The sequence below is a fragment of the Planococcus sp. CPCC 101016 genome (assembly GCF_007859295.1).
Taxonomy (GTDB): Bacteria; Bacillota; Bacilli; order Bacillales_A; family Planococcaceae; genus Planococcus.
This window is the reverse complement of record NZ_VOHB01000003.1, coordinates 111,810-127,215: the sequence shown is the minus strand read 5'-3', so window position 1 is coordinate 127,215 and position 15,406 is coordinate 111,810. Positions and strand designations below refer to the sequence as shown.

At 42.6% G+C, this 15,406-nt stretch carries 13 protein-coding genes; 7 read left to right on the top strand and 6 right to left on the bottom strand.

What is annotated here, in order from left to right:
• The first annotated feature begins 48 nt into the window (after window positions 1-48).
• Window positions 49-597 (top strand): alpha/beta hydrolase, encoded by a 549-nt coding sequence (locus FQV26_RS12700; protein WP_146557916.1) that lies wholly within the window; start codon window positions 49-51, stop codon window positions 595-597.
• Window positions 598-815: 218 nt separating this feature from the next.
• On the opposite strand, the gene FQV26_RS12695 is transcribed toward FQV26_RS12700, so the two are convergent.
• From FQV26_RS12695 to FQV26_RS12675, 5 genes are all read right to left on the bottom strand, one after another.
• Window positions 816-1,961 carry a CapA family protein gene (locus FQV26_RS12695; RefSeq protein WP_146557915.1) on the bottom strand — a complete coding sequence of 382 codons (1,146 nt, stop codon included), beginning with the start codon at window positions 1,959-1,961 and terminating at the stop codon, window positions 816-818.
• A 296-nt stretch (window positions 1,962-2,257) separates the two neighbouring features.
• Window positions 2,258-2,713, bottom strand: a complete 456-nt coding sequence (locus FQV26_RS12690) for a GtrA family protein (protein WP_146557914.1) — start codon at window positions 2,711-2,713, stop codon at window positions 2,258-2,260.
• Window positions 2,714-2,748: 35 nt separating this feature from the next.
• A complete protein-coding gene (locus FQV26_RS12685; protein ID WP_146557913.1) occupies window positions 2,749-3,888 on the bottom strand; it encodes a glycosyltransferase family 4 protein in 1,140 nt (379 codons plus the stop codon).
• A 43-nt stretch (window positions 3,889-3,931) separates the two neighbouring features.
• Complete coding sequence (locus FQV26_RS12680; protein WP_146557912.1) at window positions 3,932-5,080, bottom strand: NAD-dependent epimerase/dehydratase family protein; 1,149 nt, start codon at window positions 5,078-5,080, stop codon at window positions 3,932-3,934.
• A 215-nt stretch (window positions 5,081-5,295) separates the two neighbouring features.
• On the bottom strand, window positions 5,296-6,033 hold the full coding sequence (locus tag FQV26_RS12675) for a hypothetical protein (RefSeq protein ID WP_146557911.1): 738 nt from the start codon (window positions 6,031-6,033) through the stop codon (window positions 5,296-5,298).
• Between the two features lie 221 nt (window positions 6,034-6,254).
• On the opposite strand from FQV26_RS12675, the gene FQV26_RS12670 reads away from it, so the two are divergent.
• A complete protein-coding gene (locus FQV26_RS12670) occupies window positions 6,255-8,291 on the top strand; it encodes a Na+/H+ antiporter (RefSeq protein ID WP_146557910.1) in 2,037 nt (678 codons plus the stop codon).
• Between the two features lie 159 nt (window positions 8,292-8,450).
• Here FQV26_RS12670 and FQV26_RS12665 read toward each other — a convergent pair whose 3' ends face one another.
• The gene (locus tag FQV26_RS12665) at window positions 8,451-11,207 is read right to left on the bottom strand and encodes a YfhO family protein (protein WP_146557909.1); all 2,757 of its coding nucleotides are present in this window, start codon (window positions 11,205-11,207) and stop codon (window positions 8,451-8,453) included.
• A 145-nt stretch (window positions 11,208-11,352) separates the two neighbouring features.
• Here FQV26_RS12665 and FQV26_RS12660 point away from each other — a divergent pair, with 145 nt between their 5' ends.
• From FQV26_RS12660 to FQV26_RS12640, 5 genes are all read left to right on the top strand, one after another.
• Entirely contained in the window at window positions 11,353-11,832 is a 480-nt protein-coding gene (locus tag FQV26_RS12660) for a DinB family protein (RefSeq protein ID WP_186759902.1), read from the top strand.
• A gap of 235 nt (window positions 11,833-12,067) precedes the next feature.
• Window positions 12,068-13,069, top strand: coding sequence for a LacI family DNA-binding transcriptional regulator (locus FQV26_RS12655; protein WP_146557907.1), 1,002 nt, complete (start codon window positions 12,068-12,070; stop codon window positions 13,067-13,069).
• 33 nt (window positions 13,070-13,102) lie between these two features.
• Window positions 13,103-13,753 (top strand): 3-hexulose-6-phosphate synthase, encoded by a 651-nt coding sequence (gene hxlA, locus FQV26_RS12650; RefSeq protein ID WP_146557906.1) that lies wholly within the window; start codon window positions 13,103-13,105, stop codon window positions 13,751-13,753.
• A complete protein-coding gene (hxlB, locus tag FQV26_RS12645) occupies window positions 13,725-14,282 on the top strand; it encodes a 6-phospho-3-hexuloisomerase (protein WP_146557905.1) in 558 nt (185 codons plus the stop codon). The genes hxlA and hxlB overlap by 29 nt, the downstream gene beginning before the upstream one ends.
• Before the next feature lie 67 nt (window positions 14,283-14,349).
• Window positions 14,350-15,381, top strand: coding sequence for a TRAP transporter substrate-binding protein (locus FQV26_RS12640; protein ID WP_261384335.1), 1,032 nt, complete (start codon window positions 14,350-14,352; stop codon window positions 15,379-15,381).
• Window positions 15,382-15,406: the final 25 nt, after the last annotated feature.

Genomic DNA, 15,406 nt, shown 5'->3' with positions numbered 1-15,406 from the left:
CTGGCTTCAGCAAACAGACTTAGGATAGATTAAAAGGAGGCGGCTGCAATGCAGCAAGTGTTGTTCATTCACAGTGCCGGTCCTCAAGAGGAAAATCAGGGTAGTACGGGATTGCAGCAGTACCTGCAAGATGAATTAGGAAATGCTTACCAGGTGATTGCTCCAAAAATGCCGGATCCGAAAAATCCACAATATGCAGAATGGAAAAAAGTATTGAAAAAAGAGGTTGCTTCTTTGGAAGATGGAGCCGTATTGGTTGGTCATTCCATTGGAGGTTCGGCTTTATTGAAGTTCCTATCAGAAGAAGAGCTGGGAAAGTCGTTTGCCAAAGTCATCACGATTGCGGCACCTTTTTGGGGCATTGATGCAGATTGGGAAAAAGAGGATTTTGCGTTGGCGGATGATTTTGTTTCCCGAAACTCGCTTTTGCCAGAGGTTGTCCTTTTTCATAGCATCAAAGATGAAATCGTGCCTTTCAGCCATCTGGAAAAATACATGGAAAACATGCCAAGTGCAACAGTGAAGCAACTTGCAGGAAACGAACACGTTTTCCAAGAAGGACTTAGGGAGTTGGCGGAAGAAATTCGACGGGATTGAATAAGACACACCTGCTAGCTGCTTAGTATAGCGGGTGTGTCTTATTATCTAGAAAAACAACAGATTCAACAGAATCGTTAAGACAATCGAGAGAATGATTGAAATAAGCAGGCTGCCCATGCAGGAGATTCGCATATTCATTCCACCTTCACCTTCTTTAAGGATAATATCAATTACCCGAATAGAAGAGGGGGCTAAACCTTTCCTGCTGGAACATTTTACTCGATGAACTGGAGATCACTTATCCAAGTAGAGAGGTGTGCTTTAGTGGCAGCATTTAAAGCAGAATCTATGTCCTTCAGTAAATTTACGCGGTACTCTGCGTTATTCGAACTGTTAACAAATGTTGTTGTAAAAGCTGGATTCTTTAGGGTTATGGTACTCGAATCGGCTGTCACCTCTTTTTCGATATCCAAATGAAGGATTGCGCCAATTTGGCGATCCAATTCGTTTTGTCCGGAAAGGAAATTTCCAAGTGAATAAATGACGAATGCTTTACGGCCATCTGCCGTCTCAATCCATTCAGGCGGCTGCAGCACATGGGGGTGATGGCCTAAGATGATATCAGCGCCATTCTCAGCAGAAAAACGGGCAAGTTCAATCTGTTCTGCGTTCGGCATCTTTTTGTATTCTTCTCCGAAATGGAGGCTCAATACGACCACGTCGGATAATTCTTTGGCACGCTTTAAATCCTGCTGAATAAGTAAAGGATCGATGCGGTTAACCAAGTAGTCTTTTCCGGCCGGTGTTTGTATACCGTTTGTTCCGTACGTATAGGACAAAAAAGAAAAGGTGATCCCATTCCGGGTCATTAAAGTTACTTCTGCACGATCTTCGGCAGATAAATAAGAGCCGGTATGGACCATTTCTATCCGGTTCCAGTAGCGTATGGCATTTTCTACGGCTATCAGGCCTCGGTCCAACGTATGATTATTTGCTAATGACACCACATCTACACCCGCATTTTTCAGCGCATCGCCTACTTCATAAGGGCTGTTGAAGTTTGGATAGGAAGAGAGGCCGATTTCGCTTCCGCCAATTAGGCTTTCGGAATTAGCGATAGTGATATCTGCACTTTCCAAAAATGGCATTACGTTTTTTAACATGGGATCAAAATCGTAGCCAGTTGAAACTTGCGCATCTCTATATACACGATCATGGATCAAAATGTCTCCAACAGCAGACACTGACGCTGAATGGGTCATGGTCAATTCCAAAGGAGATGTAGCAACAGGAAGTTTTCGATCTTCGTAGAGGGCAAGGGGCTGTTCTTCAGCGACTGTAACATTGTCGATGGTGCATCCAGTAAGCAAAAGAACGGCTGCAGCTAAAAGTAGAAAAATGGACTTTGGACTGGGGTTCACTAGTATCACTCCTTGTGTTTAGTGAATCCTGAATATTTTCTATATACATCAGATAAATATTGCTTGCTGTTAGTTTAAGCATTGTAAAAGCTAAAGCATCTGCTACTTATAGATTACTACGGTTATGTCATTTTAACTAGATAGGCGAAGCTCTTTTTTAAAACTATTTTGCTCTTGAGTTTTAGAACAATACCTTTGGAAGTGATGCTAGAACAGAATAGCGAGCATTGCTGTTACGACAAAAAAAGAAAACCCGCTTATCGGCATGAAACCGATAAGCGGGTTTTCTAAAAGTATTATAGGGGCTGCTTTTTTTGTGGCCGATCTTTAAAAACCAGATATTTGATCATAAAAAAACTGGCTGAAAAAGAAGCGAACATAGCCAAGCCTTTTGACAGGTTATGGCGAATCCAGACAGGCATGCCTATGGATTGAAACAGTAAATTAAAAGCAAGGAAAACGATATTATTGATCAGCAGACTGAACAACCCCTGCAGAAAAAAGCCTAAGCGCTGTTTCGTGCTGCCTTTGGCCGCATGGCGAAACGTAATCATGGAATTCCAAATATAACTGTTGCTTACTGCCAAACCATAAGCAAAGGTGTTAAAAAGCGTTAAAGTAACACCGTGGTTAGTCGGATGTAACAGCAGCAGCAAATTAAGCGAGCCAATGTCAACAGCAGCGTTGGAGATGCCGATTACTGTAAATTGAAGGGTTTGGATAGGAGTCCGACGCTTTTCGCTGTTCTCCATAGCATCCCTCTGTTCTCCGGGAATTCCGGTTTTTCTTATTCCGCAGCCTGGTAGGGATTGACTGCTTTTGCTTCAACAATCTGGCTGTATAGATCCCGGATTTGTTCAGCGGCGGCAGCCCAGCCCAATTCAGCTACATCAGCAACAGCCTGCTTGGCCAATTGGTTGCGAAAACTTGAGTCTTCCAGCAGACGGATGATTTTTTTAAAACTCTCCGGATCTGTTGAATCGTAGAGCAGACCGTTTCTTCGATCTGTAACCTGTTCCTTAGTGGGTCCACTTTCTGCTGCTACTACCGGCAACCCGGAAGCCATCGCTTCCATGATAACCAAGCCTAGAGTTTCGGTAGTGGAGGGGAAGACAAATGCATCTGCTGAAGCAAAAGCCGAAGCAAGTTCATCGCCATGAATGAAACCGGTAAACACTGTCCGTGTACCGCTAAAGTGATTTTCAAGCTCTTTTCGGTGAGGTCCGTCTCCGACAATGGCAAGACAGTACCGGTCTGAAACTGTTAAGACATCCCGTATTTTTTCGATTTCTTTTTCAGCAGACAAACGGCCGACATAGAGAAGAAGGATTTTATCTTCTTGCCCTCCAGCTAATTTCAAGCGCATATCCCTTGTGTAATGACGAGGATTAAATCGCTCTGTGTCAACTCCTCGCTTCCAGACCTGCATCCGTTCAAAACCTTTGTCCTTCAACTCTTCCAAAACTGTATGGGATGTGCATAGATTAAGATCCGCTTTGTTGTGCATCTTTTTCATGAACCACCACATCAGCCAGTCCAATTTACCAAGCTTGTAATAGGCCATATATTGAGGGATGTTGGTGTGGTAAGAGGCAATTAAGGGAATATCCAAGTTTTTAGCATAATTAACACCGGAATATCCGACAACAGCTGGATTCACGACATGAACGATATCCGGATCAAATTCTGCCATATATTTTTTGACAATGCGATTCGGAAAAGCAAATTTTTTGGAGCGGTAAAAAGGAAACGCATAAGCGGGTACGCCCCTTACGATGGCTCCGTCAAACTCTTTTACTCCAAGGTCTGGGGCAATGATTTGAATTTCGTGCCCATCCTGGTGAAGCCAGCGAATACAGGCTGTCAGTCTTGTAACGATGCCGTCGGTAGAAGGCAAAAAAGTCTCAGTGACGATCATGATCTTCATAGAAACAGCTCCCAACGTTAAAGTTCACTGTGTCAACCGCTGATTACTTCCATGTAACGGTTGGCAGAACGTTTTCTTTGATGACACGATCTTTGTGTTTGATAACTGTTTTTAAAATTTCACGGATGACATCGTCCGTCAATAGATGCGGCTTTAATCCAAGGTCCAGTAAACTTGTGTTGACTGCCTCATAGAAATGTTCTTCCTTTTCCACTCGAGGATTTTCCAAGTGGGTAAGTGCCGCAGTGAATCCCTCTTCTGCAGCTACTTTTTGAACCATTTGGGCCAGTTCTAATACCGAAAACTCTTCGGTAAACTGATTGAACACCCGAAACTCCCCGGCATCGGCAGGATGTTCAGCCGCAATTTCAATGCACCGCACAGTGTCTTCGATATTCAAGAAGCCGCGTGTCTGACCGCCTTTTCCATAAACAGTCAAGTCATGCCCAATTGCAGACTGGATAATAAAACGATTCAACGCAGTTCCGAATACAGAATCATAATCCAAGCGATTGGCCAGGATCGGATCCAGTTCAGTTTCTTTTGTTGAAAGGCCGTACACTACGCCTTGATTCAAATCGGTTGCCCGAATTCCCCAAATCCTGCAAGCAAACATGATATTGTGGCTGTCGTGAACTTTGGAAAGATGATAGTACGACCCAGGCTGCTTAGGAAATGGCAACCGGTCTTTCCGGCCTTTATGTTCGATATCCAAATAACCTTCTTCAATCGGTATATTAGGAGTTCCATATTCGCCCATGGTTCCAAGTTTGATCAAATGGCAATCCGGAACAATATCTTTTATGCCATAGAGCACATTAAGTGTTCCGACCACATTATTGACCTGTGTATAAACTGCATGCTCTCGGTCAATCATGGAATACGGGGCAGATCGCTGCTCTGCGAAATGGACAAATGCCTCAGGCTGTTCTTTTTCAAGAACGCTTTTCAAGAAGTCGAAATCCTGCAGATCGCCCTCATATGTAGGTATTTTTTTGCCGGTCAGTTCCTGCCATTTGGCTACTCGCTCTTCGAGACTGGCAATCGGTGTAATTGAATTCGAACCCAGTTCTTCATCAATATGCCTTCTGACCATGCTGTCGATAATTGAAATGTCATGACCTTTTTGAGATAAGTACAAGGCGGTAGGCCAGCCGCAAAATCCGTCTCCACCAGCTACAATAATTTTCATCAAAAATTCCCCCATTCCAGCAATTTGTCTGTTCTCAATTATTTCTCTACCAACTCAAGTGATACCTCTAATTAATATCGGAAATTTCAGAATAAATTATATATCTTTTGTACCACTTTCACCTGAAAAATAAACATAAAGGGAGGCGCCAACAGGAATTGTAAAAGGCAGTTGGGCATCTGTTGAGGTCTTGAATTAAATTCTTGTACAATTCTTTACAGAATAATTTGCAGCAATACAGTAATCATGACTAGACCCGCAACAAAAGAAGGGTAGCTGCTGTTTTTTTCAACGGGCAGTTCATCATTTAAAATATTTAAGATGACGCCTCCCGTGAGGAATGCGGAAAAGAAAGCAATATTCAGCTCACTAGTCTCAGTGAAATTATAGAGCAGCCAGCCTGCCAACACTGCAGCAGCCAATACCCAACGTCCAATGTTTGTATATAAGTCTTCGTGGGTCAGGTGCAGTACGCGATTATTGGCGATAAAGTGAAAAGAAAAGACAATAAAGTAAATGAAGTAATCGGCGAGATTATCACCGCTCAAATCAATCAACAAGTATCCGATCAGCATGTTGTATAAAGAGAACGAAACAATTTCAAGTGCGAATACCGGTTTGCTCGGTCTCGTGAGGTCATTTTCTTTTTCATTTCTTTGTTGTGATTTATCATTTAGTTGGCTGATGCCATAGAAAAAAGCAATACCGATGAGAGTAGCTAAATAAGTAACAAAGTCCAAGCTCTCAAGCCATCCCGTCAATTGCGCTTCTTCAGCAACTTCCTGGTAATGCGTTAATTCTGGCACTAAATGTAAAAATACATAAGCGATCGATCCGCCGGAAACAAATGACATTAACCTATTTTTACGCTTTCGGTCGAGAAACTTAATATAGTTCGTGAAAATATGAATAAGCATAAAACCGATAATAAATGCCAAACTTAAGTAGAACATCAAAGCACCTCCCAATCGTTCAGTTAAAAAATGTATACCCGAATCTTCGGAATGAACCGCATTGTGTTGCAGGAAAAAGCGCAGTATATAAAAAGAATTGTGATTTTTTCTGAGTTCTTCTAGAAAACAATGACAAAGAGCGTATGCTGCCGTTTATTTTGGGTATATATAAATTACTCATATCGAAATTATTCGTACTTAAAGCAGAATGGAGAACCGCTATGGACTTATTGCTTACCATTTTTCTTTTATTGATTTGCCTGCTGATTTCAAATGTTGTAAGCCATTACATCCCTTTTATTCCGACCGCATTGGTTCAAGTGACGTTGGGCATCATTCTGGTGCTGGTTTATGAGGATATTTCCTTCGATATTGAAACCGAATGGTTTTTGCTGCTGTTCATAGCACCATTGTTATTCAACGATGGCAGTCGTTTTCCAAGGGAAGAATTGTGGCGCATGAAAGGGCCAATTCTGGGCAATGCCATCATTTTAGTGCTTTTGACAACAGTTGTGGGCGGCTATTTTATTCATTGGTTGATAGATGAAATTCCTCTTGCAGCGGCTTTTGCATTAGCCGCAATTTTGTCGCCGACGGATCCGGTAGCGGTCAATGGCATTGCACAGCGAATCCGAATTCCCCAGAAAGTGTTGAGTCTGGTGAGAGGGGAATCGCTGATAAATGATGCATCGGGCCTTGTGGCGTTTAACTACGCTGTTGCTGCCGTAGTTACAGGCTATTTTTCTTTGTCAGAAGCAGTATTGGATTTTTCCTATAAATTTGTGGCTGGTGCCTTACTTGGCCTGACCTTAGGCTTGCTGGTCATCGGCATTCGATTGATTTTGCGGAAACAAGGCATCAATGATGTAACTTTTCATACTTTGCTGCAAATCATGACACCTTTCTTGATTTTCATCATTACAGAAGACATTCTTCATGCGTCCGGCGTCATTGCTGTAGTAGTCGCAGGAATTGTGCATTCACTGGTAAGGGAACAGACTGAGACTTTTATTGCAGAAGAACAAGTGGTAACTGAAAATATCTGGACGATTATCCTTTTTATCTTAAATGGAATTGTCTTCCTGCTCCTCGGTTTAAATATTCCGACTTCGATGAGCGGAGTTTTGGAAAATCCGAATGCCAGTCTATGGCTAATTTTTTCTTATGTATTTGCTATCGGCATTATGATTCTCGGCACCCGGTTTATCTGGGCATACTTTTTTTCTGTATATGAATACCATTTCGGCAAAATGGAAGAAGCGGCCAAGCCGAGCCTGAAATTAACTTTATACGTCAGCTTGACTGGAGTCCGTGGGACAGTAACTATGGTCGGTGTATTATCGTTGCCGTTTCTGCTGGCCAATGGAGAGGCTTTTCCAAACCGTTCCCTCATTCTTTTTTTAGCAGCTGGAACAATTCTGTTCACCTTGATCGTAGCAACGATTTTCCTGCCGATGCTCAGTAAAGGACAGCTGGCGGATGGCGAAGATACGTTGAAGATGGATTTGGAGGAAGCACGGAGACGAATTTTGCTGGCCTCGATTAGAAAAATAAAATCTGAAATCACAGAAGAAAACGAAGCGGCTGCCTATGAATTGATGGAGGAATACAAATTGCGCTTCCAGCAAATTCAACCGGAAGAAGATGCAGCAGCACAGGCCAATAAAAAATACCAACGCAAAATGAGGGAAGTCCGCTTAAAAGCGCTGCGGTTTGAACGCAGATACATTCAGGAGCTTTATCGGAAAAAAGACCTGAATCGAGAAATATATGAAGCTTTTGAAAAGTCCCTGGACCGCCGGGAAGAAGTTCTTGCCAATAATGCGCGCTCCACAATGCTGTATTTGCAAGGAAAGCTGATTCGGGCATGGAGGCGCTTCAGAGGTCAAAATCTAAAAGAAGAAGAAACGCGTCTGATTGAATTCCAGGCGGGCCGTGAAATTCAGTTGCAGGCTTTGCAGTCCGCTTTGGTGAAACTTGAGGAATACGCAAGGAAATACAAACCGAAAGAAATCGTGGAAGCAGTCGTCTCGGATTATAAGCAGATGATCAGCCGCTTAAAAAAACCGGAAGCTCTATACGACGAAAAATACGAATTACAGAAAGAGGAATTGCGGGTCATCGTCATGGATATGGGGCGATCTGAAATTTATAGAATGTACGTGGCAGGAGACATTACAAGAGAACAGGCAAAAGAGCTGAGACGCTATATTCACTATATTGAAAGCGTCACTTTACACGAGACCAATGAAATCTAGCGAGACAGCTGTATTTCACTTTATAACCAAAGAGACGCAAGCACAAAAACGGAGATGTCATAAAAGCGGAAAAGAACTCCATTGAAGTGGAGGGCTTTTCCGCTTTTAGCTATGCAGTAAAAGTTGAATTGAATTTTATAGAAAAGGTCAATAAACAAATCAGCCGGCAGTTCCTGATCTCTTTCGTAAGTACAAAATAGACAACAGGGAAAAGGCAATGGAAAGAGCGAGAGAACGATAGAAGTAGGGAGGTCGATAGATGAGTTCTACTCGATTGTTACCAGGAACGGCTGGTACTGCAAGAAAAGCATAATTTGCTTTCTGCACATCAACCTTTTCATCGTTCACTTTTGCCTGCCAGCCAATTCCATAAGGAATGGGCATCACTAGGAAGCTTGCGTCAGCATCGTTTAAATATTCAGCTTCTAGGGTGCTGCCGCGCCACTCGATTCCGTAGCTTCCAGGGTTTTCTGCTGCTTCTGCAGCGAGTACCTGATAATTCTCTTGGTAAACAGCCAGCTCGGTCAGTTCGTATTGGCCATTGGGCACACGTATTCGGATAGTATCGTCAGCAGGTATCCGGATCGTTAAATCGTCTACGAAAGTTTTATAGACAGACTGATTTGATTTTCGGGACGTCTCATACGCATTCACCGTCAATGGGAAGAGACCGTCAGGGGATTGTTTTATCAAATGAAACGAAACGTATAAATCATTTTCAGGAGGAAGATTTGTATTCAGCAAAAGATCAAGTCCGCCAGACTCGCCTGTAACGGTTAAAATTTCCTGTTCAAAATGGGCTTGTTCAGTTTGGACTTCAAACGGCAGTTCCGGCAGTGCCGGGGGCAAAGGAGAAACATTTTCCGGATCTTCCAAAATGACACCCGTCAGCATCGCATGTTCACGCCGCAAGGTTGATTCGCCAGCAAGCGAATCTTCGCTATAAATCTTAGAAGCCCCTCTAATAAACGGCAAGGGCAGTTGATTTTCAAAAACCGCATAATTGACAGAGCTGAGCAGTTCTTCGAATTCTGCTGGCACGTTCGGATCCTCTTTTTCTGTAATGATGTAATTTGCCCTTAGCAGACTGTGCAGATTTGTCCGATTCCCGAGCGTTGCATAGCGGCTGACGCTTTCTCTGCCCATATCAACTTCCAAATCATACAAATAGAACTGCAGAATTTCTTTATTTAATATGCTGGAATACGCACTCACTCCACTAAAATTCTGGACCATAGGTGTATTGTTGCGAATGCCTTCCATCCAGTCCACACGGTAAAAGGAATTTCCTTCTTGCAGGCGGATCGCTTTAAGCAAGGCTGTGATTTCGGAATCGTTATAATCGGAACCGGTAATGAATTGTTCTGTTACGAACTGGGTGTTTCCACTCTTTACTAATAGGACATACTGAAATCCATTGACTGAAAAAATTAAGGTAGTAATGATGAATAATGCTGCAATAGCTTCTTGCGATTGGCTCTGGACCGCACGAAGAAGCAAAATGGCTGTGAGCAAAACCGTCCCCATAATAGCAAGGTATAAAGGAAATTGAACCGTAGCACCTTCTGTAATCAAAGCGAGTCCAAGTTGAATTGCACTTGCCAGCACCCCAAGAAGGAGCAGTCCGATTGCCAGAGCTTGTCCGATTTTCGAATTCTTTTGTAATGCTATTCCATATAAAATATAGATCAGCAGCGCGATACCCAGAAAAATGAAAAGCAGAGGCCGTGGAACGCCAATCGTTTGATCGACGAACGCAAAAATTGTATAAACAAGCAAAGCGAGGATGCCGGCCGGAAGAAGGTGCAGAACTCTAATGCTCGCCAGTTTACTGTATCCTGCAGCTACTGCACCTCCGGCCGCAAATGAAATGAAGTATTCCCAACGGTTCTGAGGAGCGGAAAAGCCGTTGAATACACTGGCGATTTTCGGACTGTAATGAAAAACAGTTCCCACTAAAACAAACAAGGAAAAAAAGCGAAACAGACGGTTGCGGAAGAGCGGGAAAACAAATAGCAGGACGACGAATGCGGCAGGCAAGATAATAAAGCTGCTGGTGAACAATACATTATCCAGCCAGGAAAACCAAGGGATGTCATGCTGATAAGCTGGCCGGTGGTTATTGAAGAAGGCATACACAGCAGGAATGAACGATATAGCGCTTATCCCAGCCCCCATGAATCCACAAATAAAAAGAGTGCAGAGGGCGAGCTGCCGCGGTGTTTCATTCGCTGTCAAAGGAGTATACACACGCATAATAGTATAGAAAGAGATAAGTAAAATGTTCACATAGGCAAAATAGAAATTATCGAACATTGAAACCGCAATGGCGAAAAGAAAGCAGCCTCCGCGATTTTCACGGAATACTTTTTCCACTCCTAACACGAGGAGCGGCAGCCACAAGTAGGCATCAGCAAAAAATTCCCAATAGACAGCATGCCGGAAATACATACTTGAAAGTCCGTAGACAGCAGCGCCTAGCAAGGCGGCAACCTGCTTGAAACCGAAGTAATGAAAAACATGATAAGTGATAAAAAGTATTGCGGCTAAACGGAAAATATGGATAAAGACCGCGGCATGGGCCCAAAATAATTCATCGGGTTCTGATATCAAGCCGGCGGATTCGAGCAGAAATACAAACGCAGTGGTCACAATAAAGACAATGGAAGTGGAAAAATAATAGGAGAGTTCACTGTATATGCCGCTGCCCAATCCAAAGAATGACGAATAGAAAAACTCCCCTTCGGTGTAATGCCGGTATAGAAGTGTTTTAAAGGGAAGCATTTGTGACAGCCCGTCATTTGGACCGACCATGAATCGGTTATTGATCCACTCCTTTAAATAGATAGCGTGTGCAAGACTGCTCAACAAAAGGAAAAAAGCAACGAGTTTACAGGTGTAAAAAAATCCTCGCATGAGACCCCGCCTTTGTCGTTCGAATTGGACAATCTTTCAGTTTTAGGAATGCCTGGATGGTTTTTATCAATTCTACCTTTTTCAGAAAGGGTTTTGTACTTTTTCGTTGAATCTTTATTAATAATAGGAGAAGGAGGAATGAATGATGATCACTCGGTATTTACAGAATGGATTGCAAGGAAAGTACGCCCACTATCAGACGGATATGCTGTTTAATGGCCTCAGCTGGGAGATGGCGGGAGAAAAGCCTGAGGGCAGTCCGCATTCAGTGTGGGAACTTTTATTTCACATGAATTATTGGCAGGATTTTATACTTGCAGAGATGCACGAAGAAAAAACAGAAAGCCCTGAGGACCTATCCGAATCATGGCCGAGCTCTCCATTTCCTTCGAATGAAAAAGAATACACAGACGCTGTAACCCAGTTTTTGAAAAGCTTGGGTCGAGCAACGCAGCAAGCATCAAAAGATTCATTGGAAGAGGGTCTCGATGGAAGAAAAAGAACTTCGGCGGATTTGCTGATGGTTCTGATCAATCACAATAGTTATCATGCCGGCCAGGTTGTATTTGCGCGCAAATTGATCGGTGCCTGGCCACCGCCTGACGCAGAAGAAAAAGAAGAATAGAATATTATGGTGAAATGAAAAGCTTAGCCGATTTTTACTGTCTAAGCTTTTTGACACGTTTTGCAATAAGGACGATTGTTATTTCTGCTGTATTTGAACTAATCAACCGAATAAAAATAAAAAATCAGAATATTTAGTTGAAACCTATTGTAAAGCGCTTACATATTCTTTATACTAAGGTATATCGGTTTAGTAAACCGATATACCCATCGCATAGAGTTTGGAGAAGATTCAAATGAAGACAATTACAATGGCAACAGTAGCGCAACATGCTCAAGTTTCCAAGAGCACTGTCTCCCATTTCTTGAATGGCCGATATAGTCATATGAGCGATGAAACGAAAAAGAGGGTAGAAAAATCGATAAAAGAATTGGATTATCGCCCGAATATTTTAGCAAGAAGCTTAAAGCAAAAAACGACAACGACAATCGGAGTCATTGTAGCAAACAGCCTGCATACCTTTTCAGCTCAGGTCATCAGATCAATTGAAGACATTTGCAATAAAGCTGATTTTCATCTAATTGTCTGCAATGCAGACAACGATTCCATTAAAGAACAAAAATATATCGACATGCTGCGCGCTAAACAAGTCGATGGAATGATCATTTTGCCGACCGGACATAATGAAGCTATTTATAATGACATGGTCGACAGCAATTATCCGGTAGTTTTTGTAGATCGCACTTTACCGAACGTCGCCATCCCGTCAGTCATGGTAAATAATGAGATGGCTTCTAGACTTGCAGTTCAGCATTTTATCGATAGCGGGTATCGAAAAATTAGTATCATCACGAATGAAATTGATGCCATCGCACCGCGGATTGAAAGAATTGTTGGATATAAAAAAACTTTGGATAGCAATGGGTTAAAGATAGAAGAAGACTATATTAAAGCGCTAGAAATTCAGCATGTGCAGCAAGGGGTTAAGGAATTGCTGGAGCTTGAAGAGCCTCCACAGGCCATACTAGCTGGAAATGACTTAACTTTAATAGAAATTTTAAAATACCTTAAAAGCCAAAACTTGAAAATTCCTAAAGACATGGCGGTAATCGGCATTGACGATGTTTCATTTGCATCATTTTTTGAGCCTGCATTGACCATTGTAGAGCAGCCTGCCTTTGATATAGGGAAAAAAGCTGCAGAACTTTTAATGGGTAAAATACAGAAAGAGGGTCAAGTGGGCCAATCTAAAATGTATCTTTTTGAACCTGAATTAGTAATTAGAAACTCTTGCTGACCGTGGTTTTTACTATTTGAAAGGAGTGAGCAGATGAAATTTCAGCTAGCCCTGGATCGTTTAACTAAAGAAGAATGCTTTGCTATTCTCGAGGAAACAGCCCTTTACATCGATTGGATTGAAGTAGGAACAGGAGTTATTAAGGAGTATGGCATGTCGATTGTCCGTGACATTAAAGCAGCTTACCCTCAAAAAATTCTGGTGGCGGATATGAAGACCTGTGATGCAGGAAAGCACGAAGCGCTCCAAGCCTTCGAAGCAGGTGCGGATATAATGACAGTTATGGCATTTTCAGCTGATAAAACAATAATAGATGCTTTAGAAGCCGCGAAAAAATCGAACAAACGTGTAATGGTCGATTTATTAGGTGTGACAGATTCGCACCGCCTGAAGGAGCTGCAAAGGATGGGAGTAGATCTTGTCGGTTTGCATCACGGAAAGGATATGCAGCTTGAAAAAGAGATGAGCGGCGATCTGTTGATGCTGGCGCAGGGATCAACTGATCTGGAAGTAGCAATAGCTGGGGGCATCACTAAAGAGTCGCTTCCCGCTTTACTGGATAAAAAGCTTACTGCATTAATAATTGGAAGCGCCATCACAAAAGCTGCAAATCCCGGACAGGAAGCGAAAGAAATGAAGGAGGTGGCAAAGCGTTTTGAGATCGATCATCCAACAAGTAGCTGAAGAAATTACAACAGTCTTATCGAATGTAGATGAACATGAAGCAATTCAATTATCAGCTCAGCTAAAGGCGGCGAAACGTATTTTCGTATACGGGGAAGGACGCTCCGGCTTAATGGGGAAAGCTTTTGCAATGCGTTTGATGCATGGTGGATTTCAGGTTTTTGTAATTGGGGAGACGATCACACCAAGTATTGAAGAAGGCGATTTGTTGGTGGCTATCTCGGGATCGGGATCTACAGAAGCTATCCTGCAATTTGCTTCAAAAGCTAAAGAGTCAGGGGCTAAGGTTTCACTGGTGACAACCAATAAAGAATCACAAATCGCAGCGATTTGTGATGGGGTATTGAATATTCCAGCCGCCACTAAACAGCGGCGGCCCGAAGAGCCTGCAACAATCCAGCCGCTCGGAAACCAATTTGATCAATCCGTCCATCTTATATTGGATGCCATCATCATCGGCACATTAGCTGAAAATGGAAACAAAGATGTATATGAGGAAATGACCAGAAGGCATACAAACTTTGAGTGACAGGTAACTTAAGGCTAAGCAACAGGACAATGGGGATTTACGCAATTCAAAATAAGGGGGAAAAGACATGAACAAGAAGATGAAAAAGTTTTTAGTTTTGCCATTGGTTATAGCAGCAGCATTAGCTGGATGTGGAAGTGAAGAATCAGCCGGTGGAGACAGTGGGGCACCAGAAAAAATCAAGCTGATTGCAGCGCATAACCAAACATCGCCAGATAATCCATATCAGGTCGGGTTATTGAAATTCAAAGAAGTGGTGGAAAGCGAATCTGATGGAAATATTGAAGTGGAAGTACATGCTGGGACAATCGGTACAGAAGAATCCGAATTAGTTGAAAAACTGAAGCTGGGGGCAGCGGACGTTGTTTTGGTATCTCCAGGATTTATGACCCAAACGGGCATTAAAGAAGTCGATCTATTCGCTCTGCCTTACCTATTTGACAGCTACGAGCATTGGGAGCAAGTAGTTGATGGAGAGGTAGGGGAAGAAATGGCGACTATTGTCAATGAAAAATCGAATAATGATTTTAAAATCGTGGGTTATTGGTCTGCCGGTGTAAGACATTTCTACGGCAAAAAACCACTTGAATCCATGGATGACTTAAACGGAATGACGATCAGAACTCAGACTTCTGGTGTGGTTTCTGATTACTGGAAGCAAGCAGGCGCTGTCCCTACATCTGTTGCTTGGGGTGAATTGTATCAAGCTTTGCAACAAAATGTAGTTGATTCATCTGAAAACTCTTATCCTTATTTTGTTCAGCAAAACCACCACAAAACTGATAACGGGAAATACGTGACTGAAACAGCTCACGATTACACGACCAGATTCTTGTTGGTGAATGGAAACGATTTTGATTCGTATTCACCTGAGCAGCAAGAAATTATCATGAATGCAGCTGAAGAGTCTGTTATAGCGGAGCGGGAAGCTTTGCTTGCACAAGAAGAAGAATACAAAGAAATCGCAATCACTGATGGTGCCGAAATCGGAGAAATTGACACAGCCCCATTTGCCGAATTGGCAAAGCCGCTCCAGGAGCAGGCAGCCAAGGACATGGGTGCGGAAGAAATGTATCAGAAGATTGTAGAACAAAAATAATTCCATGATTATTGAAAGGGAGAAG